This is a genomic window from Psychrobacter sp. 5A.1 (genome assembly GCF_030407455.1).
Taxonomy (GTDB): domain Bacteria; phylum Pseudomonadota; class Gammaproteobacteria; order Pseudomonadales; family Moraxellaceae; genus Psychrobacter.
In genome coordinates this window covers 1-25,558 of sequence record NZ_JASDDJ010000051.1, presented here as the reverse complement: position 1 = coordinate 25,558, position 25,558 = coordinate 1, and the positions used below count along the sequence as shown (strand labels likewise).

Annotated in this window: 19 protein-coding genes; 11 read left to right on the top strand and 8 right to left on the bottom strand. The window is 44.1% G+C overall.

What is annotated here, in order from left to right:
• Window positions 1-64: 64 nt before the first annotated feature.
• The 3 genes from QL982_RS10965 to QL982_RS10955 all read left to right on the top strand — a co-directional run bounded on the left by QL982_RS10965 (window position 65) and on the right by QL982_RS10955 (window position 4,407).
• Window positions 65-1,735, top strand: coding sequence for a thiamine pyrophosphate-binding protein (locus QL982_RS10965; protein WP_290165732.1), 1,671 nt, complete (start codon window positions 65-67; stop codon window positions 1,733-1,735).
• Between the two features lie 192 nt (window positions 1,736-1,927).
• On the top strand, window positions 1,928-2,263 hold the full coding sequence (locus QL982_RS10960; RefSeq protein WP_290165733.1) for a GlpM family protein: 336 nt from the start codon (window positions 1,928-1,930) through the stop codon (window positions 2,261-2,263).
• A gap of 353 nt (window positions 2,264-2,616) precedes the next feature.
• The gene (locus QL982_RS10955; RefSeq protein ID WP_290190324.1) at window positions 2,617-4,407 is read left to right on the top strand and encodes a potassium/proton antiporter; all 1,791 of its coding nucleotides are present in this window, start codon (window positions 2,617-2,619) and stop codon (window positions 4,405-4,407) included.
• 155 nt (window positions 4,408-4,562) lie between these two features.
• Here QL982_RS10955 and QL982_RS10950 read toward each other — a convergent pair whose 3' ends face one another.
• A complete protein-coding gene (locus tag QL982_RS10950; RefSeq protein WP_290165737.1) occupies window positions 4,563-5,483 on the bottom strand; it encodes a LysR family transcriptional regulator in 921 nt (306 codons plus the stop codon).
• Window positions 5,484-5,802: 319 nt separating this feature from the next.
• Between QL982_RS10950 and speB the strand changes: the two genes are divergently transcribed.
• The 6 genes from speB (at window position 5,803) to QL982_RS10920 (ending at window position 14,553) form a co-directional block, all read left to right on the top strand.
• Window positions 5,803-6,759, top strand: a complete 957-nt coding sequence (gene speB / locus QL982_RS10945; RefSeq protein ID WP_290165629.1) for an agmatinase — start codon at window positions 5,803-5,805, stop codon at window positions 6,757-6,759.
• Between the two features lie 255 nt (window positions 6,760-7,014).
• Entirely contained in the window at window positions 7,015-8,736 is a 1,722-nt protein-coding gene (locus QL982_RS10940) for a 5-guanidino-2-oxopentanoate decarboxylase (protein WP_290165631.1), read from the top strand.
• 113 nt (window positions 8,737-8,849) lie between these two features.
• Window positions 8,850-10,649 carry a D-lactate dehydrogenase gene (gene dld, locus QL982_RS10935; RefSeq protein ID WP_290165633.1) on the top strand — a complete coding sequence of 600 codons (1,800 nt, stop codon included), beginning with the start codon at window positions 8,850-8,852 and terminating at the stop codon, window positions 10,647-10,649.
• Complete coding sequence (locus tag QL982_RS10930) at window positions 10,630-12,036, top strand: YjiH family protein (protein ID WP_290165634.1); 1,407 nt, start codon at window positions 10,630-10,632, stop codon at window positions 12,034-12,036. Before dld ends, QL982_RS10930 begins: the two co-directional genes overlap by 20 nt.
• A 152-nt stretch (window positions 12,037-12,188) precedes the next feature.
• A complete protein-coding gene (locus QL982_RS10925; RefSeq protein ID WP_290164833.1) occupies window positions 12,189-13,730 on the top strand; it encodes an aldehyde dehydrogenase family protein in 1,542 nt (513 codons plus the stop codon).
• A 211-nt stretch (window positions 13,731-13,941) separates the two neighbouring features.
• Entirely contained in the window at window positions 13,942-14,553 is a 612-nt protein-coding gene (locus tag QL982_RS10920) for a TetR/AcrR family transcriptional regulator (RefSeq protein WP_290164832.1), read from the top strand.
• Window positions 14,554-14,597: 44 nt separating this feature from the next.
• On the opposite strand, the gene QL982_RS10915 is transcribed toward QL982_RS10920, so the two are convergent.
• The 7 genes from QL982_RS10915 to QL982_RS10885 all read right to left on the bottom strand — a co-directional run bounded on the left by QL982_RS10915 (window position 14,598) and on the right by QL982_RS10885 (window position 23,076).
• Complete coding sequence (locus tag QL982_RS10915) at window positions 14,598-15,224, bottom strand: CDP-alcohol phosphatidyltransferase family protein (RefSeq protein WP_290164831.1); 627 nt, start codon at window positions 15,222-15,224, stop codon at window positions 14,598-14,600.
• A gap of 62 nt (window positions 15,225-15,286) precedes the next feature.
• Window positions 15,287-15,928: an ATP-binding cassette domain-containing protein gene (locus QL982_RS10910; protein ID WP_290164830.1), complete on the bottom strand. Its 642-nt coding sequence runs from the start codon at window positions 15,926-15,928 to the stop codon at window positions 15,287-15,289.
• A gap of 114 nt (window positions 15,929-16,042) precedes the next feature.
• Window positions 16,043-17,806 carry an ABC transporter permease subunit gene (locus QL982_RS10905; protein WP_290164828.1) on the bottom strand — a complete coding sequence of 588 codons (1,764 nt, stop codon included), beginning with the start codon at window positions 17,804-17,806 and terminating at the stop codon, window positions 16,043-16,045.
• A complete protein-coding gene (locus QL982_RS10900; RefSeq protein ID WP_290164827.1) occupies window positions 17,803-19,101 on the bottom strand; it encodes an ABC transporter substrate-binding protein in 1,299 nt (432 codons plus the stop codon). Before QL982_RS10900 ends, QL982_RS10905 begins: the two co-directional genes overlap by 4 nt.
• Before the next feature lie 183 nt (window positions 19,102-19,284).
• Window positions 19,285-21,438 carry a bifunctional TVP38/TMEM64 family protein/FAD-dependent oxidoreductase gene (locus QL982_RS10895; protein WP_290164826.1) on the bottom strand — a complete coding sequence of 718 codons (2,154 nt, stop codon included), beginning with the start codon at window positions 21,436-21,438 and terminating at the stop codon, window positions 19,285-19,287.
• A gap of 243 nt (window positions 21,439-21,681) precedes the next feature.
• Window positions 21,682-22,086, bottom strand: coding sequence for a hypothetical protein (locus tag QL982_RS10890; RefSeq protein WP_290164825.1), 405 nt, complete (start codon window positions 22,084-22,086; stop codon window positions 21,682-21,684).
• A 456-nt stretch (window positions 22,087-22,542) separates the two neighbouring features.
• The gene (locus QL982_RS10885) at window positions 22,543-23,076 is read right to left on the bottom strand and encodes a DUF2058 domain-containing protein (RefSeq protein ID WP_290164824.1); all 534 of its coding nucleotides are present in this window, start codon (window positions 23,074-23,076) and stop codon (window positions 22,543-22,545) included.
• Window positions 23,077-23,429: 353 nt separating this feature from the next.
• Between QL982_RS10885 and QL982_RS10880 the strand changes: the two genes are divergently transcribed.
• Complete coding sequence (locus QL982_RS10880; protein ID WP_290164823.1) at window positions 23,430-24,293, top strand: universal stress protein; 864 nt, start codon at window positions 23,430-23,432, stop codon at window positions 24,291-24,293.
• Between the two features lie 143 nt (window positions 24,294-24,436).
• Window positions 24,437-25,120, top strand: coding sequence for a cupin domain-containing protein (locus QL982_RS10875; protein ID WP_290164822.1), 684 nt, complete (start codon window positions 24,437-24,439; stop codon window positions 25,118-25,120).
• Window positions 25,121-25,558: the final 438 nt, after the last annotated feature.

Sequence of the window (25,558 nt, the reverse complement as noted above, 5' to 3'; positions counted from 1 at the left end):
AATTTAACCTCAATAATATTCACAATTATCAATACTTACAAAGATAAGTCATAAGGATAAAAAAATGAGTCAACAATATACCATCGCCGATTATTTGTTCGATCGTGTCGCAGAAGCAGGTGCATCTGAGATATTTGGCGTACCTGGTGATTTTAACTTAACCTTTTTGGACAATGTTCTCGCCTCTGATAAATTGCGCTGGGTAGGAAACACCAATGAGTTAAATGCTGGCTACGCTGCCGATGGCTATGCACGCGAGCGTGGGTTTGCCGCTATGGTGACCACTTTTGGTGTGGGCGAGTTGTCAGCGATCAATGCGACCGCAGGCTCTTTTGCTGAGTACGCGCCAGTGCTACACATCGTGGGTGCACCAAGCACAGCCTTACAAGACTCAAAGCGTCGTATTCATCACTCGCTTGGTGATGGCGTATTCAATCATTTTATTAAGATGGTCGAGCCAGTGACGGTAGCCCGTGCGCAGCTTACCCCTGAAAACGCTGCTTCAGAAATTGATCGAGTCATTCGTTTGATTCTCAAAAAGCATCGCCCAGGTTATCTGCTGCTATCACCTGATGTTGCGCGTCAGCCTATTTATCCACCGACCACAAAACTGATTGACAGCCAAGAAGACATTACCAGTCAAGCAGCTCTGATAGACTTCAAACAAGCGTTGATAGAATTTTTACCAAATAAGACCACGACGCTGATGGCAGATTTGATGGTGCATCGTTTGGGGTTACAGCCACAGCTCAAAGCCTTGATTGCCGATACCGATATTCCTTATACCACGCTATCTTGGGGTAAGACGCTACTCGATGAAAATAGTGATCGTTGGGCAGGTACTTATGCTGGTGTTGCTTCGCGTCCAATTGTGAAAGATGCGGTAGAAAACTGTGAATGCCTTATTAAAGTAGGGGTGCAATATACTGACACTACCACCGCAGGATTTAGTCAAGATATCAATGAAAATGTGGTCGTAGATTTACATTATGAGCGTGCTTCTATCAGTGGTAAGAACTTTGCACCAATTGCGCTGAAAGATGCGTTGCAAGCCTTACATGAAGTGATGACTTCTGGCATTAACATCGTGCCAAAAACTTTCTGTGAAGAAGTTAAGCCGCACGAGCAGAAAGGTAAAGACAGTGAAGCTATCCGCCAAGATGACCTATGGCACATTATCGCTGACCGCTTAGATCACAATAATTTGGTGTTTTCTGAACAAGGCACAGCCTATTTTGGTATCAGTGATGTGCGCCTGCCAGAAGGGGTAACGTCATATGGGCAACCAATGTGGGGATCAATTGGCTACACGTTGCCTGCCAGCTTAGGCGCAGCAATCGCATCGCCAGATAAGCGAAGTGTGTTATTAATTGGTGACGGCTCAGCATTGCTAACAATCCAAGAGTTGGCGGTCATGATTCAAGAGCGCATCAATCCTGTAATCGTTTTAATCAATAACGACGGCTATACGGTAGAGCGCGCGATTCATGGCGAAAACCAATACTATAATGATATCCCTAAATGCGATTGGCAAATCATGCCGCGAGCGTTTGGCGCGACAGAAGAAAATAGCCTATTACTCAAAGCAGAGACAGCAGGCGAGCTAAAATCTGCTTTTGACAAAGCTGCTGCGACTACCGATAAGCTTATAATGATTGAGGTGATTGCAGACAAGCATGATATCCCACCATTGCTAGCAGACATCAGCGCGGCATTAAAGCCAAAAAAGGACTAAGTAATTCGTAAAAGCTTACTGAATAAAAGTAACAGCCCCATTTAGCAGCATTGCTAAGTGGGGTTTTTTTAGGCATTTTTGTTATACGAGCCAATTAAACAAGTATCCCTCTTATGTCTGTTTACAGATTTTAGTATCATGGCGGATTGGGCTATATTTAGCCTTTAGCACTCAACAGGAGATGACCCCGCCGTGATTTGGTTAAAAATGCTTATTGGCGCCTTGATGGTATTGGCGATTCAGTTATTCGCCCAAACTCGCTTTTTTTATTTGGCCGCGCTTGCGCCACTATTTCCCACATTTACTTTAATCAGTCATTTCATTGTTGGTACGGAACGCAGTCCTGCTGATTTAAGGGTTGCATTGATATTTAGTATGCTGGGCGTCATACCGCATTTGATTTATACTTTTGTGGTGTTTTTTAGCATCAGTTATATGAGCTTATACAAAGCACTATTATTAGGGGTGGTCGCTTGGACGATAGCCGCTGCAATTCTAGTGTTGACGTGGCAATACATTCAAGGATAAGCAGGACGGGAGTGCATGACTTATCAGGACGGTAATGATATTTTATAACGGCTAAATTGGATACCTGAGGCGTTTTTCTGCATATATTTTTCTGTGGACCATATCTACTAGGGCGTGTCCTCATTTTAAAAATGGTGATAAAAATGAGATAAATTGCAGTCAAACAAGGAAAATAGCGCAGATAATATCGAGATATTAGTCAGCTATTTGACGCCGTTTGGCAAGATTTAGCCATTTTTAACCCATTTAGATAACTATCGATTGAATTGAGGACACGCCCTAACAACAAGATAACGAAAACAACATCGCAATCAACTACTATTCTGAATAATAAAAAATAGGGCTCAAAAAAAATGGATACCTTAAATATCCTTTATCTCGTAGGCGCAGTATTAATTTTTGCCAGCATCATGGCGAGTACATTATCGGCGCGCTTGGGCGTACCATTGTTATTGCTGTTTTTGATAGTGGGTATGTTGGCAGGCGAGCAGGGTATATTGGGTATTGAGTTCTCTCAATATGCGCTGGCCAATTTCGTCGGGCAGGCGGCCTTAGCCTGTATCTTGCTAGATGGTGGTTTACGCACATCCTTTAAATCGTTTCGAGTGGGTCTAAAACCTGCGATTACGCTGGCTACATGGGGCGTATTAGTCACGGTCATGGTGCTAGGGGTCTTCGTCACTTGGCTACTTGATGTCGATTGGCGCTTTGGTTTACTGATGGCAGCGATTGTCGGCTCAACCGATGCGGCCGCCGTATTTTCTCTATTACGTAATGGCGGCGTCAAGCTAAATGACCGTGTACAAGCCACGCTTGAACTTGAGTCTGGTGCCAACGATCCCTTGGCTATTTTATTAGTCACTGGTTTGATTGCCTTAAATGTTGATCCTGATGGTCAGACAGTATTTGGCTTTTTAGTTTTATTGCTACAGCAGCTGAGCTTTGGGCTAGGCATGGGCCTACTGTTTGGGTATTTTCTATCTCGGCTACTACCAAAAATTCATTTGGCAGAAGGCATGTATGCCATTTTGATTCTCTCTGCTGGCTTGGCCGTGTTTGCTGCGACCAACCTCATTGGTGGCAGTGGATTTTTGGCGGTATACCTCACTGGTGTGTTAATCGGCAACCACAAGGTACGCTCGACAGAGCATGTCATGCGAGTGATGGACAGCTTTGCTTGGTTATCTCAGGCAGTGCTGTTTGTCGTGTTAGGACTGTTGGTCACCCCATCAAACGTCCTCAATGTTTGGCATTATTCGGTGGCAATCGCAGCCTTTATGATTTTTGTTGCTCGTCCTATTGCTGTCTATACTAGTGTTAAGCCATTCAAATTTAAAGACAGAGAGATTGGGTTTATCTCTTGGGTTGGCTTGCGCGGCGCAGTGCCTATTACCTTGGCGGTTTTGCCTGTCATGGCTGGGATAGATAACGCCTTTATGCTGTTTGATATTGCCTTTGGAGTCGTGGTTCTGTCGCTGATTTTACAAGGCACGACCATTCCTACGATGGCAAATCTGTTTAAAGTACGCATTCCAACCAATAAAGACCCCAAAGAAGAACATGAGGTTTGGGTATCAGACAAGGCCAGTACTACGCTATATGAATTTGAAGCACAATCAGGCGCATTTGCCATTGGGCGTCATCCTATGGGTATCTCCAAAGGTATCAATCCAGATGAAATCAGTGTCTTTGCGCTAGTCCGTAATCAGCAAATCGTAGTAGTCGATGACAATACAAAGCTAAAGTTTGGTGATAGTATTTGGTATGCGATGCGCGGCAATCACGCTAGCAAGATTGCCAAGATTTTCAATGACACGACATTAGATCGTAAGGCTATCGATGATTTTTACGGAGATTGGCTGCTATCACCGAGTGTCAAGCTTGGGGATTTACCGTTTTTTACAGGAATCATGGCGTCTGAGACACTGGTAAAAACACTCAAAACGTCTGATGAAGACAGCGCAAAAAACATGTGGGAGCAGACGGTGGCTGAGTACGTGAAATCACATTTAGGTACTGCGCCAGTGTCAGGCGATACCGTTGTAATAAGTGACGAATGGTCGCTAGTTATTAAGGAAGTCGATGACAAAGGGAAGCTAAGAACCATTGGTCTAAAGCACCAAGATCAAGCAGCGACCGCCTAAAATCTTGTCGCAAATTTTTAACAGCTAACTATCAAAATAGTAAGATAAAGCCTTGTCTTTAAAGGCATTACTTTCAATACAAGACAAGGCACCAGTTACTAGGACACTGTGATTAAGAAACACTGAGAGTCCAAGTAGCAAAATGTGCCGATAAATTAGGCCTTAGAATAATTCTCTGACAATAGACTTATCATTTTGTTCAAAAAATCTGCCACATGTTTGTGCAGGTTTTCTCGGTATGCCCAGTGATGCTTTACTTCATAGCTTGCCTCATCAGGCAGTAGTATTTTCATCAGTCCCATCTCTTCATAACGCATCGCTAGATCGCGTGGTAAGTACCCAACATGGTGACCTGCTAAAATAAGCTGCGCGGTGGCTTCCATTTGATAAGTAGTCGCGCTCAATATTTTTGGGCGAATATGATTGATACTGACATCAGTGATATATCCTCTCTTGATCCAGTGATGGTTTTGTTCTAAGTCATCAAATGTCAGCTTTTTTGGCTCATGAAACGACCGATGCTCGCGTCCACAGCAAACCACTTGTTTTTCAACAAAGGCTGGTTGAAAAGTCAATAAAGGTGGAAATCTGCCAAAATATCCCACGCCAATATCACTCTCATTGCCCAAGAGTTTTTCTAACATACTCTCTGGGCTTTGCACATCAATCGAAAAGTGTATCAATGGGTTGTCACGGTAGCTGGCAGCGAGACATTGGCGCAGGGCATCATAAAAAAGCGTCGGCATCTGATCGATTAAGCACAGTCTGATATGACCACCACGGACAGAATCTAATTGACGAATATAGTGCAACTGATGTTGAAAGCTGGCAACGGCTTCCGTAAAACTCAAACAAGCCTCATAGACTGCTGCACCATCTTCTGTGAGCTTGAATCCTGCTCGACCACGATGACAAAGCGTCATTCCTAAGCGGTCTTCTAAATGCGTCAAATGTCCACTAATGACAGAAGTTGTGACATTCAAGCGCGACTGAGCGGCCGTCACGCCTTGGCACTCTACGATAGCCATAAAGCTGCGTAGCGTTTTGATATCTATTTTTATCAGCTCATCTAGCATCGGTCGCCACCCTCTATCAAATTAATTAAACAATAATGGATTGGAATTGAGTCGCTGTTGTCATCCTTACTTATTCACATGTCTTGGTGTTATGTGTCATAAATTAATAAATAAATACTATAAATTCAGTGGTTTATCTTAATTTAACAAATTTTTTGGTTTATATAAACTTCTGATAATAAAACGTAAATTTCGTTTACTACGAAAAATTAGAAGTTTGCTTCTGAATTTTACCATGGTTCGTTTCCTGATATTTATGTATTGTCAATGACATGTAGCAAATTGTTTACTTACACGAAATAAAACAAGGAAGTACCCTATGAGCTTCAATCAACCATTAAGCGGCAACGAGATGCCAAGATTTGGCGGTTTCGCCACCATGATGCGCCTGCCAACTCAAGCCGATGCCGAAGGACTAGATGTGGCGTTTGTAGGTGTACCTTTAGATATCGGTGCATCGAACCGTAGCGGTGCGAGACTAGGCCCAAGACAGATTCGTGATGAGTCACGCATGATTCGTCCTTACAATGTGGCCACTCGTGCTGCGCCCTTTGAGTCATTACAAGTCGCTGACATCGGCGATGTGCCTATCAATACCTTCAACCTGCTAAAAAGCGTTGATATCATCGAAAAATTCTATACCGATAAAATCGTCAAACACGGTGCGATTCCTCTAACACTAGGTGGCGATCATACTATCGCGTTGCCTATTCTGCGCGCACTTGCTAAAAAACATGGCCCTGTCGGTATGGTACATATCGATGCTCATGCTGATATCAATGATGATATGTTTGGCGAAAAAATCGCCCATGGCACACCATTCCGCCGTGCTGTTGAAGAAAACCTCATCGATGGTAATCGTGTGGTGCAGATTGGCCTACGTGGTACAGGCTACAGTGCTGAAGAGTTTGACTGGTCAACTGAGCAAGGATTCCGTGTGGTACCTGCTGAAGAGTGCTGGTATAAGTCGCTAACACCGCTCATGGCTGAAGTACGTGAAAAGCTAGGCGATGGTCCTGTTTACTTGAGCTTCGATATTGATGGTATTGACCCTGCATTTGCACCTGGTACTGGTACTGCTGAGATCGGTGGTTTGACATCCACTCAAGGCATCGAAATCATTCGTGGTATGCGCGGTTTGGAAGTAGTCGGCGGTGATTTGGTTGAAGTATCACCACCTTATGACCCATTTGGTAACACCTCTGTACTGGCTGCGAACTTATTGTTTGAGATGCTATGTATCCTACCGGGTGTGCGTTACGACGATAAGGTCTAAGCGGATTGATAATATAGTCGGTGAACTACTAAACCGCTAGGGCGTTACCCTCCTTAGATGTACTACTTGTACAATCTGCAGTCGGCTGCCTTGTACCCATTTTAGAGTTCTTTGACTATAGCCGTCATTTGCCCCCGCTATAACCAGCAATATTTGTAATCAGTCATCACTATAAAGAAAAATACAAATGTTGTTTTGAGTTAAAGAATGGATAATTATCTGAATATTCAGCAAACTTTTTAGGATGAAAAACTCATGACTCAACTGACCCAAATACCTTCTGACTTATCTACAGTCCCATCTTTAACTTGCGGTGAGCTACTGGTTCAGTGGCTAGAGTACTATGGGGTAGAGACGGTGTTTGGTATCCCAGGGGTGCATACCGTTGAGCTGTATCGCGGCTTGCCCAATACCAATATTCGTCATGTGACACCGCGTCATGAGCAAGGCGCTGGGTTTATGGCGGACGGCTACTATCGTGCGTCTGGTAAAATTGGGGTGTGTTTTATTATCACTGGCCCTGGCATGACCAATATCATGACGGCGATGGCACAGGCATTGGCTGATTCGATACCGATGCTGGTGATATCTAGTGTTAATAAAGTCAAAGACACGGGTAGTGAGGAAGGGCATCTGCATGAGTTGCATGACCAGCAAGGCATGGTCAGTAAGGTGGCATTGACCAGCAAGACCATTTGGCAACCTGAATCGCTACCGAAAGTTATTGCAGAAGCTTTTGCCTTATTTAATGGTGCACGTCCGGGGCCAGTACATATTCAGCTACCTATCGATATCATCACCGCTGATGCCCGTCATGTTGCTAAGCCGCCTAAGTTAAATGCTGTAGCAAATAGCCAAACCGATATAAATAGCTTGAGCCTACCGCAGGTCACAAGACCATTACCGAACCCTACACAATTAGACCTAATCGTACAGACATTACAAACTGCAAAAAATCCTGTAATACTTTATGGAGGCGGCTGCGTCGATGTCGATCACGATGCACAACGATTGGCAGAACTGATAGATGCACCAACGTTTTTGACCATCAATGCCAAGGGTTTGCTACCACCTGGTCATCCATTAAGTTTGGGTAGCAACCAGTCATTAGACGCTGGCCGAGTGGTGATTACAGAAGCAGATTGGGTGCTCGCCATTGGGACTGAGCTTGGTGAAACTGACTACGATGTGTTCTTTAATGGTGGGTTCAAGATAAATGGCACGCTGGTACGCATCGACTGTGATGCTCAGCAATTGCAGCGTCCATTTAGAGCGGATATCGCGGTACTGTCCGATGCACAGATGGCGATTAGTGGTTTATGTAGTCGCTTAGAAGGTCAGACATTCGATCATCAAGCACTGTCACGTGTCAATGAGGCAAAACAAGCCCTTTTGAAGGATGTAACGACAGACTTTGCGGGTCAAAATGCATTACTAAAGCTGATCAGAGATGAAGTAGAAGACGTCATTTTCGTTGGTGATTCAACACAGCCTGTCTATAGCGGTAACCTTGGTCTTGAAGCCTTGGCGACGCGTAAATGGTTTAACTCGTCAACGGGTTTTGGCACGTTAGGCTATGGTTTGCCTGCTGCTATCGGGGCCATGGTTGGCTCAAATCTACCCGTCGTCAGTCTAATGGGTGATGGCGGTATTCAGTTCACGATTGCTGAGCTCATCTGCGCAGCCGAGCTTGAACTACCATTGATTGTCCTACTATGGAACAACCAAGGCTACGGTGAGATACGTCGTTATATGGAAGAGGGCGGTTTGCCATTGATTGGCGTCAATATCAAAACGCCAAACTTTGAGCCACTAGCAGCAGGGTTTGGCGCTGGCTATCGTAGAATCACCGATAAGCAGCAATTGCTAGACGCATTAAAGACAGACACGAAAGGTAAACAGCCAGTCATTTATGAGATTGATGAAGCGGACGATTTTCTAAAAGAAATGGCTGAGACAGTGACTTATTTTAATTAGCGGTGTTTATTTTAATGGTGCTTATCTCAATGGTCATGAGCGTAACAGTGTTGGTATCAACCGTACTGACGTAAATATACGAAAGGCTAGTCATTCAAGGAAGAACGTCTATCATGCCAAATGCTAAAAACTTGTCAGACGATAGACACGAGCAGATACCGAGTTTATTAACGGATTTAGCAGCGATTGTTGGTACGACCAATGTGCTAACAAAACCTAGCCAACAGCAGTCTTATATGCAAGGTGCGATTGAGGCTATCACGGACGCTACCGTCGCAGTTGTGATACCGCACTCTCTTGTGGCACTATGGCGCGTCATTAATATCTGTGCAGCCGCTGACGTGATTATTATTGCGCAAGCGGCCAATACAGGTCTGACGGGTGGCTCAACGCCGAATGGAGATTATGACAGGCCATTAGTCGTCATTTCTATGCAGTTATTGGGCGGCGTGCATTTACTCAACGATGCAGCAGAGCTGATCGCTTTGCCCGCTGCCACCCTTCAGCAATTAGAGTCTACGCTTGCGCCATTGAGTCGTGAGCCGCATTCAGTGCTGGGTTCTAGTTGTGTTGGCGCTTCGGTGATAGGTGGTATTTGCAACAGCTCAGGCGGCATGTTGGTGCAGCGCGGTCCTGCTTATACCGAGATGTCATTGTTTGCCAGACGCAATGTTTTAGGAGCGTTTGAATTAGTCAATCATCTAGGGCTGGATTTGGGCACGTATCCAGAGGAAATGCTAGAGAATCTGCAAGCTGGCAGGTTCGAAAGAGACTCAGATAGCCTAAGCAATAGAAAAGCCTGTACCAACCATCATTATCAGCACAAAGTCCGTGATTGCGAAGCGGATACACCTGCGAGATTTAACAATGATCCCAATGGTCTGTATGAAGCGTCTGGCTCAGCTGGCAAGGTCATTGTATTTGCGGTGAGGGTAGCGACCTTTGCCAAGCCCAAGCAAGAGCAAACGTTTTATATCTCGACCAACGACGCTGATACCTTGACCACACTCAGGCAACAATGGCTAAAAAGCGAGTTAAATCTGCCTGTGTTGGCAGAGTATATGCACAAAGACTATAACGACATTACCATGCACTATGGCCGAGATACTTGTCTGAGTATGCGCTCATTACCCGCCAGCAAGATAGGGTCGCTGTATCGACTGCAAGCAAAAATTGGCTACTATCTGAATAAATGGCATCTGCCACAGACGCTGCCTGATCGGATACTGCAACTATCATCTGCATTTATGCCGCCATCGTTACCTGCAGTTTTGAGTACGCAGGCGCTCTCATATCAATACCATTTGATTATCAAAGTCGCAGATGGTTTTGATCCAGATTCTGATAAAAGTGATGGCAACAATATCGCTGCTGCACAGACATTTTTGCAAAATCATATGCAGCAGTATCAAGGTGCGCTGCATATATGCACAGAGTCTGAATCACAATCGCTTTTAGTATTTCGCAGTGCCGCCACCGCCGCTATGTTTCGCTACCATAATCTCAACCACACCCAATTTGGTGAGCTGTTAGCGACTGATATTGCCTTACCAAGAAACGCGACAGATTGGGACGAGATTCTACCTGCATACTTAAAAGAACAAGTCAGTAAAACCTTTTATTTGGGGCATTTTTTTTGCCATGTCATGCACCAAGACTATTTATTGAAACCGATGACCAATGCCAAGCAATTCAAGGATGAGCTGCTGGCATTTTATGACCAACGTCATATTGAGTATCCTGCCGAACACAATGTGGGGCATGTGTATCCTGCTAAAACTGAGCTACATTATTTTTATAAAAAACTGGATCCAACCAATTCGCTAAACCCAGGTATTGGTCAGACAGAGAAATGGAAAAACTGGCAATCATCGCCCATCAAGGAGAAGTTAAATGTCGAACTATATGGATAAGTCGCAGCAGCCGATTTTAGGGAATAATACGGTCGATCCAGAGACGCCAAAAGCAGGTCAGTGGCGAGCAGCAATGTGGAAGTTTTTATTATTCTCAGCATTGGGTATTGCGTTATTTATCATACCGTTTCAATGGGATGGTAAAGTCACGATTTTATTGGGTGTGTTGACCGATGCTCTACAAGCCGCGTTAGGCAGTTATGTGGCATACATTACAATGGCGATTGTGTCGATATCCTGTATTGGGGCGTTGGCAGTCAAGGTACTAAAACCCAATCTAGATGAAGGCTCGCTGACCAAAAAACTCTTTGATATTGATTGGTTTTGGCTAGCCACTCGATTTTTAGGCATGCTGTTTGTTTGGATGATTTATCTACAAGTCGGCCCCGAGTTTATTATCAATCGTAATACGGGCGGTGTCATTTTTGAAGATTTGATTCCTATTTTGATTCCGTTGTTCTTCTTTGCTATTTTATCACTACCGTTTTTGACTGATTTTGGTCTGATGGAGTTCTTGGGCACGTTAGCCAGTAAAGTGTTTATCAAACTTTTTAAGCTACCAGGCCGTTCTGCTGTCGATGCGATGTCTTCTTGGTTTGGTGCTGCCTCTATCGGTTTGCTGGTCACCATGCAAGAGTATGACAAGAGTTTTTACAGCCAGCGTGAAGCCGCAGTCATCGCGACCACCTTTTCTGTCACTTCTATCGCCTTTACCTATGTGGTTGCCAAAACCATCGGCGTGGACAATAACTTTGTCTTCTTTTATCTGACCATCGCGCTAACAGGTTTCATCGCTGCGATTATTATGCCGCGTATACCGCCATTGTCACTCAAGCCAGATACGTATCACTCGGGCAAAAGCATGCTGGACGAAGGCATTCCTGCTGAATATACAACGTACCAATGGGCGGTCAATCGCGCTGTCACTCGTGCACACTCTATGCCTAGCTTGGGTCACGTGTTCAAGGGCAGTGTAAACAACCTGTTTGATATCTACTTTGGTCTAATCCCTGTTATTTTTGCGATTGGTACGATTGGCCTTGGTTTAGCAGAGTACACGCCAGTCTTTAACTGGTTGGCCACACCGCTAGTACCGCTGCTTGAATGGTTGCAGATTCCAGAGGCAGCAAAAGCAGCACCTGCCATGATCATGGGCTTTGCGGATATGTACTTGCCAGCCTTGGTCGGAAAAAGTATCGAGAGTGAGATGACACGATTCATCGTTGGTGCGGCCTCAATCACTCAGATTATCTACATGTCTGAAGTGGGTGCGCTGATTTTGAAATCAAACATCAAACTTAATGTACTAGAGCTATTCTTAATCTTCATACTTCGTACGCTTATCAGCTTGGTAGTCATCACTTCAGTGGCACATCTACTGTATTAGTCGTCAGTACAGGGTTAAAAAATATTTAATCTAATAATATGCAAATGGTCGGTTTTTCTGTAGTCATTTAAACCGACCATTTAGCCAATCATATTACGGACGTTACGCACATAAAAACAATTTTATTAAAAAATATAAGGCGATTGACCATTATGGAAATGCTGAATTCTATAGACTTGACCAGAGAAACTGCCATACAAACGGCTCAAAATGAAGTCGTATTAAATGCCGCTTATATCAATGGCAACTGGGTTACGATTGAAGCGCTTACGACTGATGCTGATGGTATATCTTCTAATAATATAAACTCTGATAATGCAGAAAACCATGCCCTATATGATCCAAATTCAGGCAAGGTGATTGCAACAACGCGCTTATGCACCAGTGCTCATGTAGAAATAGCAGTCCAAGCGGCTTCCGAAGCGTCTGCTAGCTGGTCACAGACCACTGTCAGCGAGCGAGCACATTATTTGAATGCGATTGCGGACTCTATGGAGCAGCAATTCGATACGTTGGTTGGACTGTCTGTATTAAACAACGGTAAGCCAATTGAAGAAGCAAAGATAGACGTCGGCGATGCCATGGCCTGCTATCGTTATTATGCCAATCTCATCACAGATCAGGCAACGTGGTCTAAGGTATCGACGCTTGAGCCAGATATTTGTTTATTAAAGACATACGCGCCAGTAGGTATTTGTGCGTTGATTACCCCTTGGAACTTCCCAATGGTGACGACCTCTTGGAAGGTAGCTCCCGCATTAGCGGCAGGGTGTACCGTGCTATTAAAACCGTCTGAGGTGACACTATTACCAGAGCTCATGCTGGGTAATATCTTGTCTGAGATTGAATTACCAAAAGGGGTGGTTAATATTTTACCGGGTGCTGCTGAAGTGGGCACTGCTATGACCAGTCATCCGCTGATTGACAAAGTCTCTTTTACTGGCAGTAATATAGTCGGTGAAAAGGTGATGGTTCAAGCAGCAAAAGGTATCAAAGACATAAGCCTAGAGCTGGGTGGCAAATCTGCTATTGTCGTATATGCTGATGTAGATATCGACTACGCTTGTGATTTAATCATTGGCGGCATATTTACCAATGCAGGTCAGATATGCTCGGCCACGTCACGTTTGATTGTCCATCAAGATATCGCTGAGCAGCTGTTTGAGACGTTAAAAGTAAAAACGGAAAGTTTGCAAATGGGTGATGGTTTTGCGACAGATACGCAAATGGGCCCATTGGTGAGCAAACAGCAATTGAACCAAGTTCAGAAATACTTTGATATTGCCGCTGACGAACATCTTGCTTGTTTGACTGGTGGCGAGATAGTTACTGGTTCAGGATATTTTGCAACCCCAACGATTTATACAGACGTACCAACGACCAGCCAATTATGGATGGAGGAAGTGTTTGGGCCTGTATTAGTCAGTACAACCTTTATCGACAACGCAGAGGCGGTCGCCTTAGCCAACGATAGCAAATTTGCTCTAGCAGCAACCATCGTTTGCGCCGATGAGACTGCCGCACTTGAGATGGCGCTACAAATAAAAGCAGGACATGTCTGGATTAACGAGCAACAAATCGTACTACCAGAAGCGGGTTGGGGCGGGTTTAAGCAAAGCGGTATTGGCCGTGAGTTGGGCGGTGATGGTTTGTCTGCTTATCAGAAAAGCAAGCACGTATTACTGACTCATTAACTAGATTTTCACGTTTCTCGCTAGCCGTCATAAAGATTTGCACCTAGCTATTAACAGGATTGTTGATAGTTAGTGTTACGCTTATTTACCAGTCCGTTTCCTATATTAACTTTACTGTCGCGCCCATTCAGGATAAAATTGAGCAATCATTCAAGTTTTATAGCCGTGCCCATTTTTATATGAGGTCACGGCTTTTTAAATGAGGCACATTATGTCACGCACCGCACTTTACAACCGTCATGATGCCTTGGAGCGCGCGCTACAGCTTTTTTGGCAAAAGGGCTATCATGCCACCTCATTAAAGGATATCGAGCAAGCACTCGATATGCGCCCAGGCAGTATTTATGCCGCGTTTGGTAGCAAAGACGGCTTGTTTCAAGAAGCGCTAGAATACTATGCGCGTCTAGGATTGACTGAACTTGAGCGAGTATTGAGCCATCATAAGACGCCTTTATTGGGCCTTGCCGCTTACATACGTCAGCTTGGCGGGATTCGTGATAAAGCGTTACCGAGCCGTGCTTGTATGTTGGTCAAGAGCTTACTAGAGCTTGGTGCGCGTGAACAAACAGCGTTAACCAAGGTGGAAATGCTGCTGGCAGGTATGGAGACACGCTTTATAGAATGCTTTAAAGAAGCGCAGAATGTAGGTGAAATGGATAGTCAGCTGGATGCGGTTCGACTTGGCCGTCGCCTACAGGCAGAAGTCATGGGTCTGCGTGCTTTTGCACAGCGTGATGTAGAAAGCTCGACAGTACACGCCCTTGCTGAAGATATGGCCTTATCTATAGAAGCACTGCGACTCGATAACTCAGTAAACGCTTAGAATGTCATAATCGGGTGTTCAAGACGGCATATATCTTCAGACGCTTACTTAGAAGATTCTAGCTGTTTAAGAGTATGATACCCACCATGTATACGGGTAAAAATAGTAATAGCACAGGCAGTAGCAAAGATACCAGCCAGTAGCACAAAATGCTGCGGCCAAATGCAAAAAGCGATAAAGATAGCAATCGTTTCAGTGCCTTCAGTGAGACCGTTGAGATAATAAAAGCTCTTATATTTAAACTGAGGCTTGTCTAATTGAAACTTTTCTGCAGAAATTGCAAAGGCCAAAAAGCTCGAACCTGTCCCGATAAATGCCGCTAATAACAACGCGCCTGCAATGGCATTTTTGGCAGGATTGGCCAAGATAAACCCAAGCGGTACGGCTGCATAAAACAAGAAGTCGAGCGTGATATCTAAGTAACCACCAGCGCTTGAGCTTTGCTGTGCGTAACGTGCCAACGCGCCATCAAGCCCATCCAAGATACGATTCAATACAATCACTGCCAGTGCGCCATACCATAGCTCAAACGCAAGTAGTGGCAATGCCAGCATACCAATCAAAAACCCAGCTACCGTAAGCTGATCAGCTGTGATGCCGAGCTTATGCAATGTCGCTACTATTGGGGTCAGCAGCGGCTTGATAACGGGCGTAATAAACTTGTCTAACATGCGAGCTGCCTTTTATATTTTGCTTATTTAGCCATTTTAAGGCCACTAAATGTATCAATGTGCTAATTGATGATACGGCCTAGATGAATAACCTTACCGTTGGCTGCTTCGGCATCGCTATGGTCGTGTGTGACCATAATGGCAGGCAGCTTATGAGTACGAATCTGATCAAATACCAATTGCCGCGTATCCATCCTCAACTGAGTATCAAGTTTGCTAAACGGCTCATCAAGTAGTATCGCTTTGGGCTCACTCAGTAGCGTTCGTAGTAGGGCGACACGCGCTTGTTGACCACCTGATAGGTTATCAGGATGACGATCTCCCATCCCTTCTAAGCCCACTTGCACTAAAGATTGCGCTATTTTTTCAACTCGCTGTTTTTTGTTTCCTTTTGGCATGGCAAAAGCAATATTACCCGCAACGGATAGATGCGAAAACAGCAGTGCGTCTTGATACAGTACACCAATACGGCGCAAATGCGCAGGCAGTTGAGTCACGTTCTCATCGTTTAACCAGACAGTACCCGTCGCGGTAAAGTCGCTCGCCAAAGTGCCTGTTAGCCAGTTTAGTAAGCTAGACTTGCCACTACCAGAAGGCCCCATCACGGTTAGGATGTCGCCACCAGCGATGTGCTCATTGATACTCAATAGCTGCTCGTTTTGACGAAACAGCTGTAAGTTTTTTATCTGTAAAGATGATGGCATCAGGAACCCTTTGTTTGCGTTTTTTACGACTGATTATTTGAATGTTTGATATTGTTAGCAACTGATTTTTTACAGCTGGTATTTTCATAAATGCTTTTGTTCATGATCAGCCTGCTACCGAGCGCCACTTCTAAAAAAGTATTTGGGTAGCATCCAAGCCAATATAAAACCGATGAGCGGTAGCGCCATTTGCATAATGGCATAGACAGCACTGGTGCGCCTACTGGCACCATTCGCCAGTGTCACCGCTTCTGTCGTGATAGTGGCAATCCGTCCGCCGCCCGCCAATAGGGTTGGCAAATACTGACCAAAGCTGATCGCTAGACCGAGCGCAATAGCAATCAAAATAGGGGCAAATAACTGCGGCAGCTTTATCTGAAAGAACACTTTAATTGGTGCAGCACCAAGGCTGGCGGCCACATGAGCGAAACGAGGATCTAAGCGCCGATAGCTACTGGCCAATGATAAAAACACGTACGGTAGCACGAATAAAAGATGCGCAAATGCCACATTAAAAAATTCTGATTGATGATTGGCCAACTGCTGCAACCATACCAAGCCGAATAGAAACGCGATACTTGGTACCAGTAGCGGTAAGTAAATAATAAAACTGGTGAAGTGTGACAGTGGTTTAGCACTCAGTTGCTCAGCTTCCAAGCATAGCAAAGTCAGAAAAACAGCAAAGGTGGTACTGACGGCACCAATGCTAAGAGTATTGAGCAGTGGTGTGCTCATTTGGGTAAAGGCACTTTGAAAATGTAGTAGCACGAATTGCTCTGGTAGCATCGCCGGAAACCGCCAAAACCCTGCAAATGCCCATAATACAAGACCAGAGAGTGACAGTAGCATAAAACCAATCACGCCTACAGTAAGAATGGCAGTGACTTTTTGCCAAATAGTATCTGCATAGTGGCGCTTGCCATTAATTGATGAAACATTAAATATTGCCTTGATAATTTTTTCGCCGCCCAGCCAAAAGGCGACTAAACCTGCTGTCAGTACGAGTTGTAATAATGCACCTGCTGATGCTTTGATACGCAATGTCAGGTCAACATCGTTGAACCATTGTATGATAGAGACAGCAAGTGTTGGCGGTGTGTTAGGGCCCAATATCAATGGCATCTCGACGCTCGCACTGGCATAGGCCAACACGGCCAAAATCGGTAAACGCAGAAAAGGATATAACAGGGGTAAGACCGCCTTAAAAAAAGCAGTAATTGGGTAATAACCAAGATTGAGTGCAACGGTATACTGTTGACGCAATTTTTTGCCAAGTTCAGGCTGAGCAAGCGCGCCCAGTGCCATTAATAATAAAAAAGGCAGCTCTTTTAAGGTTAAACCCAAGATGATGCTGATACCGTATGGATCATGCGGAAACATACCATCGGGTGCCATCTCCCAACCAGTTAGCCACGGGGATATAAGCCGTGCAAACATGCCTGACGGTGCAATCAAAAATCCAACGGCAATGGCTGCAGCGGCATGAGGAATGACCAAGATGGGGCTTAATAAATGCTCAATACGCTGCAACCAAACACTGTTAAAAAACGCGGCCAATATCATCAGGGCAATGACAAAAGCGAGTAGCGTACTGATAAGACCTGTAGCGAGACTTAATGCAGCCATCTGCGTGATGCCAGGCGTTTGCCACAGGTCTATAAACCCTTGCATGTTCAAGGTCGTTTTCTCTAGAGCAGGAACCCAGCTCAAGGCAGGCAGCAGTACACAGATGAGGCCGCAAAGTACGGGTAGTATTAATATGAGAATTAAGAGTTTGGGACTAAAAGACACGATACGCGTAAATAGGTCTTTTTTCTCAAGCGTAATAGGCTTAGGGCTATCACCTTTTTTTGTTATTTTATCAAAACCTTGGCTCATGGACTCACCCCATAACGTGCTTGCCAGCCTTGCTGGATGGCCTCTACCCAACTTGGATGCGGCTCACTTACCGTACGCTTGACACTATCAAAGGGCAGGGCGCTTGGATGGGGCTGCTTGGTTTTGAATAATGCTTGTTGTACAGGGCTAAGCGTAGATTGGACCAGTACGGTTTTATCACCCCATACCGAAGGAGTTTGTTTTTTGGCTTGTGCATCCGGACTCATCAGAAAGTTGGCTACTAATTGCGCGGCTTGAGGATGACTAGCATTATAAGGAATGGCAACAAAATGGGTATTGCTTAAGCTGCCGTCACTCATAGCATAGCTGCGAATGCTTTTGGGTAAGTCATAACGCTGTACGGCTGCAGGAACTTCTGGTGCCGAAAAGGTAAAGGCGAGACTCAGCTCCGTATCATCGACCAAGCGTCGCATCTGCGCGCCTGTCTGTACAAACTGCTCGCCATTACGCCATAAGGTTGGATGAAAGCCATCCAAAAACGCCCATAGCGGATCTAATACGAGCGCAGTATTTTCTTCAGTAGCCAATAGACCTAATTGAGCGCTAGTATTCTTACCTGTACTGGCATCTTGTTGTTCATGCAGCATGACTAAGACGTACTTTAAGAAACTCATACCCAAAAAATCAGGTGGCTTTGGGTAGCTAAAACGGCCAGGGTTTTGTGCTGTCCAAGTAGTCAGTTCAGTTAGCGTTGTTGGCGGTTTACTGGTCGACAGGCTGTCGTAATAAAACGTCAGAGAGGCTTGTCCCCATGGTGCTTCCATACCGTTGGTCGGCACACCAAAGTCAAAGTTTACGGTTGGATTATTCTCTGGGTCAGTCAACGCAAAATTGGGTAGTTTATTGGCCCATTGTTTGAGTAATAACGAATTTTTACTCATGGTGGCGAAGTTAGCACCATTAATCCAGACCAAATCAACACTGCCTTGATCGTCATTATGAGCGGATTTTTCTGCAAGTACACGACTGACTGCTTCGCTGGTGTCACTCAATTTGACATGAACTAAGTTGATATCGTATTTATCATCAACCTGATCAGCGACCCATTGTAGGTAGGCGTTAATCTGCGGATCACCGCCCCATGCATAGAAGTAAACGTCTTGATTGCTGCCTTTGGCTTCCATCTGCTGCCAAGGTGATAGGTCTTGCTCAAGGTTAGCAGTAGTGGGCGATGCTGTGCTTGCTGATATACCAATACAAATGCTCATCACCATAGCGTAGGTGCTATATCGCGTAAGACGTTTGAGCATCGGTAAAGCGGTAATAACGTGCATTCAAGTTTCCGTTATGATTTCAATGTTAGTAAAGCTGGTAAAGATCTCATAGCCTGTTATGAACCAATCAAACAGATACCATAAAATCTCTACCAGCTTTATTGGAGTCTTTTAACACTTTGCTACCAGTCGCATCGTTCAATGACGCCTATCATCAAACTACTATTAACTAACTATCATTAACTAACCGCGACGCCAAGTATGGTATTTCTCCAACCAGCTCAATACGGTCTCAGGGGCGTGAGCACGTTTCCACTCACCAGCGGCATATTTGTTGCCTTCTGCCCAAGTAGGGTAACTGTGAATGGTGCCCAATATTTTGTTGAGACCCAGACCATGTTTCATTGCCAGTACAAACTCAGCGATTAGGTCGCCTGCATGTTCAGACACCACCGTAACGCCAAGTATTTTGTCTTTACCTTTTGGCGTGATGACTTTGATAAAACCTTTAGCAGCACCATCTGTAATGGCACGATCCAGCTCTTCAAATTCAAAACGAGTGATTTCGTAATCGATGCCTTTATCAATGGCTTCTTGCTCGTTAATGCCAACACGAGCGACTTCTGGGTCAATAAACGTAACCCAAGGAATCACGCGATAATCCACTTTAAACTTTTTAAAATTACCAAATAAACCATTCACTGCGGCGTACCAACCCTGATGGGCAGCGACATGAGTAAACTGGTATGGACCGACGATATCACCCGCGGCAAAAATATTGGGATACAACGTCTCTAAATATTCGTTGGTCACAATCGTACGATTGGTTTCGATACCTAGCGCTTCTAAACCATAACCTTCAAGACGTGCGCTACGACCAACGGCACAAAGTAGCTCATCATACTCGATATCGATTTCTGTTTCATTGTGTTTGACGATGATGTATTTTTTGCCATCACGCATCTCGCAGCGCATGGCTTGATGCGAAGTCAAAATATTGACACCGCTATCAGTGAGCGACTGGTGAGCAAAGGCAGAGACTTCGAGGTCTTCTTTGCCCATGATGCGATCGCTCATCTCAATTTGCGTCACATTAGAACCCAGTCGAGCAAAGCTTTGAGCAAGCTCGCTACCGATTGGTCCGCCACCCAGCACCACTAGCTTCTTAGGGGCTTCTTCTAGCTCGGCAAACTTGGTCCATAGCGTGTCACTGGTTACGTAACCTGTTTCTTCTATACCTGGCAAAGGTGGCACAAATGGGCGAGCGCCAGTGGCAATGACGATGGTGCGCGCTGTTAGGGTTTGCATGCCGCCGTCATTTAATTGAATTTCTACTGTCCAAGGGTCGATCAATTTGGCATAACCTTTGACCACATCGACGCCCAAATTGGTATAGCGTTCAACACTGTCATGCGGCGCAATATCGGCCACAACCTGCTGTACGCGTGCCATCACTTTTTTGAACGAAAACTGCGGTACAGTGTTCTCTAGACCGTAGTTTTCACCGTGGCGAATCTGATCAGCGATTTTTGCGCTCTTAATGATGGCCTTACTGGGTACACAGCCATAATTGAGACAATCACCGCCCATCTCACCTGCTTCAATCAATGTGACTTTTGCCTTTACCGCTGCGGCAATATAGCTTGTGACCAATCCACCAGCGCCTGCACCAATCACAATCATATTGCGATCGAACTTTTTGGGTTTGGTGTGGTTTTTATAAATACGGCGTTTTTTAAACATGTTCAACACTCCTTTTGCTATTAATGGGAAGAAACCTAATAACGCAAATGAGACAATTAAGTTGAAAGATAAAATACCCGATAAGCTGTCTATCTGTGCCAGTTGCGTCCCTGCATTGACGAAGACAAACGTCCCAGCCAGCATACCGATTTGACTGACCCAGTAGTAAGTCCATGACTTAATAGCCGTCACGCCCATCAATAGGTTAATCAAAAAGAATGGAAATATGGGTACCAGACGTAAAGTAAATAAGTAAAATCCACCTTCTTTTTCGACACCTGCATCGATAGCTGCTAGCCGCTCAGGAAAGCGCTGCTTGATGGTATCACGCAGTAAATACCGTGAGGTTAAAAAGGCAAGTGTGGCACCAATACTCGATGCAAACGATGCCACGAGTAACCCTTGCACCAAACCAAATAGCGCACCAGCGGCCAGTGTCAAAATCGCAGCGCCTGGTAAGGAGAGGGCAGTGACGACAACATACAGTAAGAAAAACCCACCGATAATTAATAACGGTGACTGCGCTTTGTAGTCATTAAATTGCGCCATCGACCCTTTTAAGCCATCAAGCGTCAATAATTGATTTAGGTCAAAATAAAAAAAGCTTGCCGCTAATATCAATATTAATAGTATTAAAAATATTCTTTTAATCATGAGGTATCCGGCCAAATAAGGGAGCAAAGGCTAAAACCGTAGTTATTGCTCAAACAGTAGAATACTCATCATCTGAGTAACTAAACTTAAGTAACTATATTTGAGTAACGTGGCGATCAAATCGAATCGTCTGAATCACCTAACCACGATAAAAAATTTAAGTCGGCAGTCTTAATAGTATATAAATTATGTCGCGTTGTCTGATATTTATACTAGGGGCTCAATGAGCACTGCTGCCGATATTTATACTGGAGACGTATTTTTACCCAATGTTAGAGTGTCATAGTCTCTCATTAAGAACAGCGCCAAACAGGCTGCCAACATCGGCCATGCGGCAAAGAACAACAAGTTATCAAAAGGATGGAGATAGAGACCAAAGGTTGCAAAAGTAGAAGACGCGTGTAGCAATAAAATAATGCCGTAGGTCCACTTTTTGAATAAACCTGCTACAAACAATAGGATGAGTACGATTTGTAAGCCACCAACCACGTATACAATACTGGCGCCTAAGTTTTCTAATGCATAAAATTTTGAAAACACACCTGCCGCATGCTCAGGATTTACAAATTTGTCGAGTGTCCAGAAGAAGAACACAATGAAAACACCCAGTCGAAGGAATAATAGTGAGAGCGGTAGATGTTTTGGCATGAATTGTCTCTTTTTGAGAAAAAGTGAAAGTGAATTGGAACAAATTAAGCAAACAAAACGGGCACGATGGCACCGAACTATAAGGTAATAAACACAGGTAAAAAGATGAACAATATTGAGTGATTACTCAAAAATAAACAAAGTATTACCACAAAATGTACTAAAAACGCATTGTAGTGGTTATTGAATGGCTGTTCAAGTTCATTACATTCATATTATGGCAATTAGGGGGCTGAGTTACTTTCTTTAACCAAACCAGCAATGTTAGCTTAAAGAAGCCCGTTTTATGCCCGTTCAATTGAGTCTATCGACATATTTTATGTTTACGTGGTGTAGTCATGGTTTACTTGACTCGTGCAAATACAAAAAGCCCTTTATAGAACGTGAATTCTATAAAGGGCTTTTGACGGAACACTTACAACACTATAGTAAAGTCAATCGCAGTAAAGCAAGCTTCTACCACATCAAGTCGTCTGGAATCACATAGGCAGCATACGGATCGTCTTCTGCCAATGCTTCTTCAGCAGTATCATTGGATACGACCATAAAGCCTTCCATTTTTGAATCGATACGATCGGCTAATGGACGAGGCAGTAGGGCATAGCTCTCTTCCAACCGTGCAATGACCACATGACCAGCCACGATTTGATCATATAGTTTCTGAGTAATAGCAATTTTCTTTACTTTTGACTCATCGACAAACTGATAGCTGACCTCACCCTCTGTCTCAGTAATTTGATGCTGCTTAATCATTTGGACAATGTTGGCCTTTAGCGCTTTTTCTTCTAGCACCCGTTGCTTTTCTTGATTGAGCTTTTGATCTTTCTCTAGTTTTTTGGCTTGCGCTTCTGCCAACGATTTTTTTGCTTCGACGCTTTCTGAATCACCAGTGCGCTTGGCATGTTGCGTTTGCTTGCTGATTTTCTTGGCTTTTTTGCTATCAACCAATCCAGCCTTTAATAATTGAGCCTGTAGGGCATTTTTTGCCATAATCCAATCACCTAAATAACGATACCGAAATCATAAATGCTAAAAAATACATTGTAGCAAACTTTGCCAGTGCATGTGGTCAGACGATGACAAGACTTTATATATAGCTAGGTATCAGTCTGCGGTGAACCGTGCACAATGCTGACGGTAACAAATTGCAATTATTGCAAAAGGGGCACACACATTGCTGGATGATGCCGTTCAAATTGGTTATTATCAAATGAAAGGATAAATTTTTTCGATGAAATAATTGCTATAAGACAACGGATATATCTATATATTAGACAGAGGGCAACGCTTGGTCAGATCTGACAAGCTGGATAGAATTGAATACTTAAATTTAAGGACAGATTATGACGACATCACAGCACATTTTGGCCTGTATTGACGGCTCGGCCGTGACTGAATCGGTTTGTGACTATGCAGCATGGTATGCCAGTAAAATCAACGTGCCTGTTGCGCTATTACATGTCAGTGCCGTACCTGCTTCGACCAGACGAGATTTATCAGGCGCAATAGGGATAAATAGCCGTCAGGCTTTGTTAGAAGAATTGTCTCAGTTGGATGAGCAAAGAGCAAAAGTCATAAATAGCTATAGTAATGCTTTGGTACAAGATGCAAAAAGCCACATCCAAAGTAGCTTTGCTGACGTCAATATTCGTGTGTATCAACGTCATGGTAAATTGTTGCCTAGCATTGAGCACTTCAAAGAAAAAAATCGTGTGATTGTGATGGGACGCCGTGGAGAAGACCATAAAAACAGTCGGATTAATATTGGCAGTCAGATCGAAACGGTGGCTCGTGGATCAGAGATTCCTATACTGATTTGCTCAGAGACATTTAAACAGCCTAGCGCCTATATGATTGCCTTTGATGGTAGTAAAACGTCGATGAAAGCGGCACAAATGGTGGCAAAAAGCCCATTGTTAAAAGGTTTAAAAGGTCATATCGTGATGGTAGGTCATCATAACGATGCCTCCAAACAGAGCATGAGTGCCGCCGCTGCACAGTTAGAGGATGCGGGGTTTATTGTCGAGGCACATCATTTATCTGCCCCTGATGCGGTGGATGGGTTATTAAAATTTCAGGTAGAAAACAATATTGATATCATGGTGGTGGGTGCGTACGGTCATTCTAAATGGCAACAGCTTTTTCTTGGAAGTACGACGACAGAAATCATTGCCAGTACGTTATCGCCCGTTATCTTGGTACGGTAATAACGTCATATAATTGCCAGTACGTTATCGCCCGTTATCTTGGTACGGTAATAACGTCATATATTTGTGTTTATCGTCTAGGGCGTGTCCTCAGTTTTATATTATGGGTACGCCCTAATCATTTAATACCTTTGGAATACTTTATGCTCATTAATGCAGATTTTTCACAACGTGCGTCGCTCGCATCTGAAGACCATCACTGGATTCAATCACCACAAAATGGTGTGGAGCGCGTCATGCTGGATCGTGTGGGTGCAGAAAAAGCTCGCGCTACCAGCCTTGTACGTTATGCGCCAAACTCTTACTTCCCGCATCATCTGCATCCAGGCGGTGAAGAGATTTTGGTATTATCAGGCACTTTTTCTGCAGATGATACTCATTATCCAGCAGGTTGGTATCTACGTAATCCACCGTCTTCAGGTCATCGGCCTTATAGTGATGAAGGTGCTGTTATTTTCGTCAAGTTACGGCAAATGTCATCCAATGAAACGCATCACGTGGCTATTGATACTTATAATGATGCTAATTGGCAGCAACGAGGTAACCGTCGTATTTGCCCGTTGTTCTCCGATGGGGTAGAGCGCGTTAGTCTACAGCGTATCAATGCTGGCGAGTTATTGTTCATTGAAGCAGTCGATGGCGGCGCAGAAATATTAGTCGTAGCAGGCGAATTGATAGAGGGTGAGCAAGTATATAAACAGGATAGTTGGATACGCCTACCGATAGCTGAACACGTACCAATCAAAGCAGGAGTAGAGGGCGCTACGATATATCTAAAAACTGGCCATTTGGTTCAAATCATTGGTTTAGAGACTGATGAAGTTTGAGTAAATCTCATCAGTGCTGGTCGCTTTTTTATTTAGGGCGTATTGAAAATTCACAAACACGCCCTAGTCAATCCGCTATAAAAGAGTGACAGCATTCACCTCGCTTAAAGTATCAGATCACCATCTGCCCGCAGTTGCTTCGGCATGCTTCTATATCTTATCAACGATATATCTTTTAAGTCATCATAAACACATAAATAAGCATAGAAACCATTTCTTTGACTTATTGCTTTCTTATTTCTAATTTAAAGTACTCGCTATCTATTGAGAGAAGATATTTTTCATAAGATGGGTTTTCGTGTGTCTTATATAATTACGTTTATGATGTCATGCCATATTTCTAATAATGACAATGGTCTTTATATAGTCAATCCACCTAATAAATGTTACGATTGCTCTAAACCATAGACAACCAATTAAAGACTATGACTTACCCAA

Coding starts and splice junctions, on each gene's coding strand:
- QL982_RS10965 (WP_290165732.1), top strand. CDS start 65: ATGAGTCAACAATATACCATCGCCGATTATTTGTTCGATCGTGTCGCA.
- QL982_RS10955 (WP_290190324.1), top strand. CDS start 2,617: ATGGATACCTTAAATATCCTTTATCTCGTAGGCGCAGTATTAATTTTT.
- QL982_RS10950 (WP_290165737.1), bottom strand. CDS start 5,483: ATGCTAGATGAGCTGATAAAAATAGATATCAAAACGCTACGCAGCTTT.
- speB (WP_290165629.1), top strand. CDS start 5,803: ATGAGCTTCAATCAACCATTAAGCGGCAACGAGATGCCAAGATTTGGC.
- QL982_RS10940 (WP_290165631.1), top strand. CDS start 7,015: ATGACTCAACTGACCCAAATACCTTCTGACTTATCTACAGTCCCATCT.
- dld (WP_290165633.1), top strand. CDS start 8,850: ATGCCAAATGCTAAAAACTTGTCAGACGATAGACACGAGCAGATACCG.
- QL982_RS10930 (WP_290165634.1), top strand. CDS start 10,630: ATGTCGAACTATATGGATAAGTCGCAGCAGCCGATTTTAGGGAATAAT.
- QL982_RS10925 (WP_290164833.1), top strand. CDS start 12,189: ATGGAAATGCTGAATTCTATAGACTTGACCAGAGAAACTGCCATACAA.
- QL982_RS10920 (WP_290164832.1), top strand. CDS start 13,942: ATGTCACGCACCGCACTTTACAACCGTCATGATGCCTTGGAGCGCGCG.
- QL982_RS10915 (WP_290164831.1), bottom strand. CDS start 15,224: ATGTTAGACAAGTTTATTACGCCCGTTATCAAGCCGCTGCTGACCCCA.
- QL982_RS10910 (WP_290164830.1), bottom strand. CDS start 15,928: ATGCCATCATCTTTACAGATAAAAAACTTACAGCTGTTTCGTCAAAAC.
- QL982_RS10905 (WP_290164828.1), bottom strand. CDS start 17,806: ATGAGCCAAGGTTTTGATAAAATAACAAAAAAAGGTGATAGCCCTAAG.
- QL982_RS10900 (WP_290164827.1), bottom strand. CDS start 19,101: ATGCACGTTATTACCGCTTTACCGATGCTCAAACGTCTTACGCGATAT.
- QL982_RS10895 (WP_290164826.1), bottom strand. CDS start 21,438: ATGATTAAAAGAATATTTTTAATACTATTAATATTGATATTAGCGGCA.
- QL982_RS10890 (WP_290164825.1), bottom strand. CDS start 22,086: ATGCCAAAACATCTACCGCTCTCACTATTATTCCTTCGACTGGGTGTT.
- QL982_RS10885 (WP_290164824.1), bottom strand. CDS start 23,076: ATGGCAAAAAATGCCCTACAGGCTCAATTATTAAAGGCTGGATTGGTT.
- QL982_RS10880 (WP_290164823.1), top strand. CDS start 23,430: ATGACGACATCACAGCACATTTTGGCCTGTATTGACGGCTCGGCCGTG.
- QL982_RS10875 (WP_290164822.1), top strand. CDS start 24,437: ATGCTCATTAATGCAGATTTTTCACAACGTGCGTCGCTCGCATCTGAA.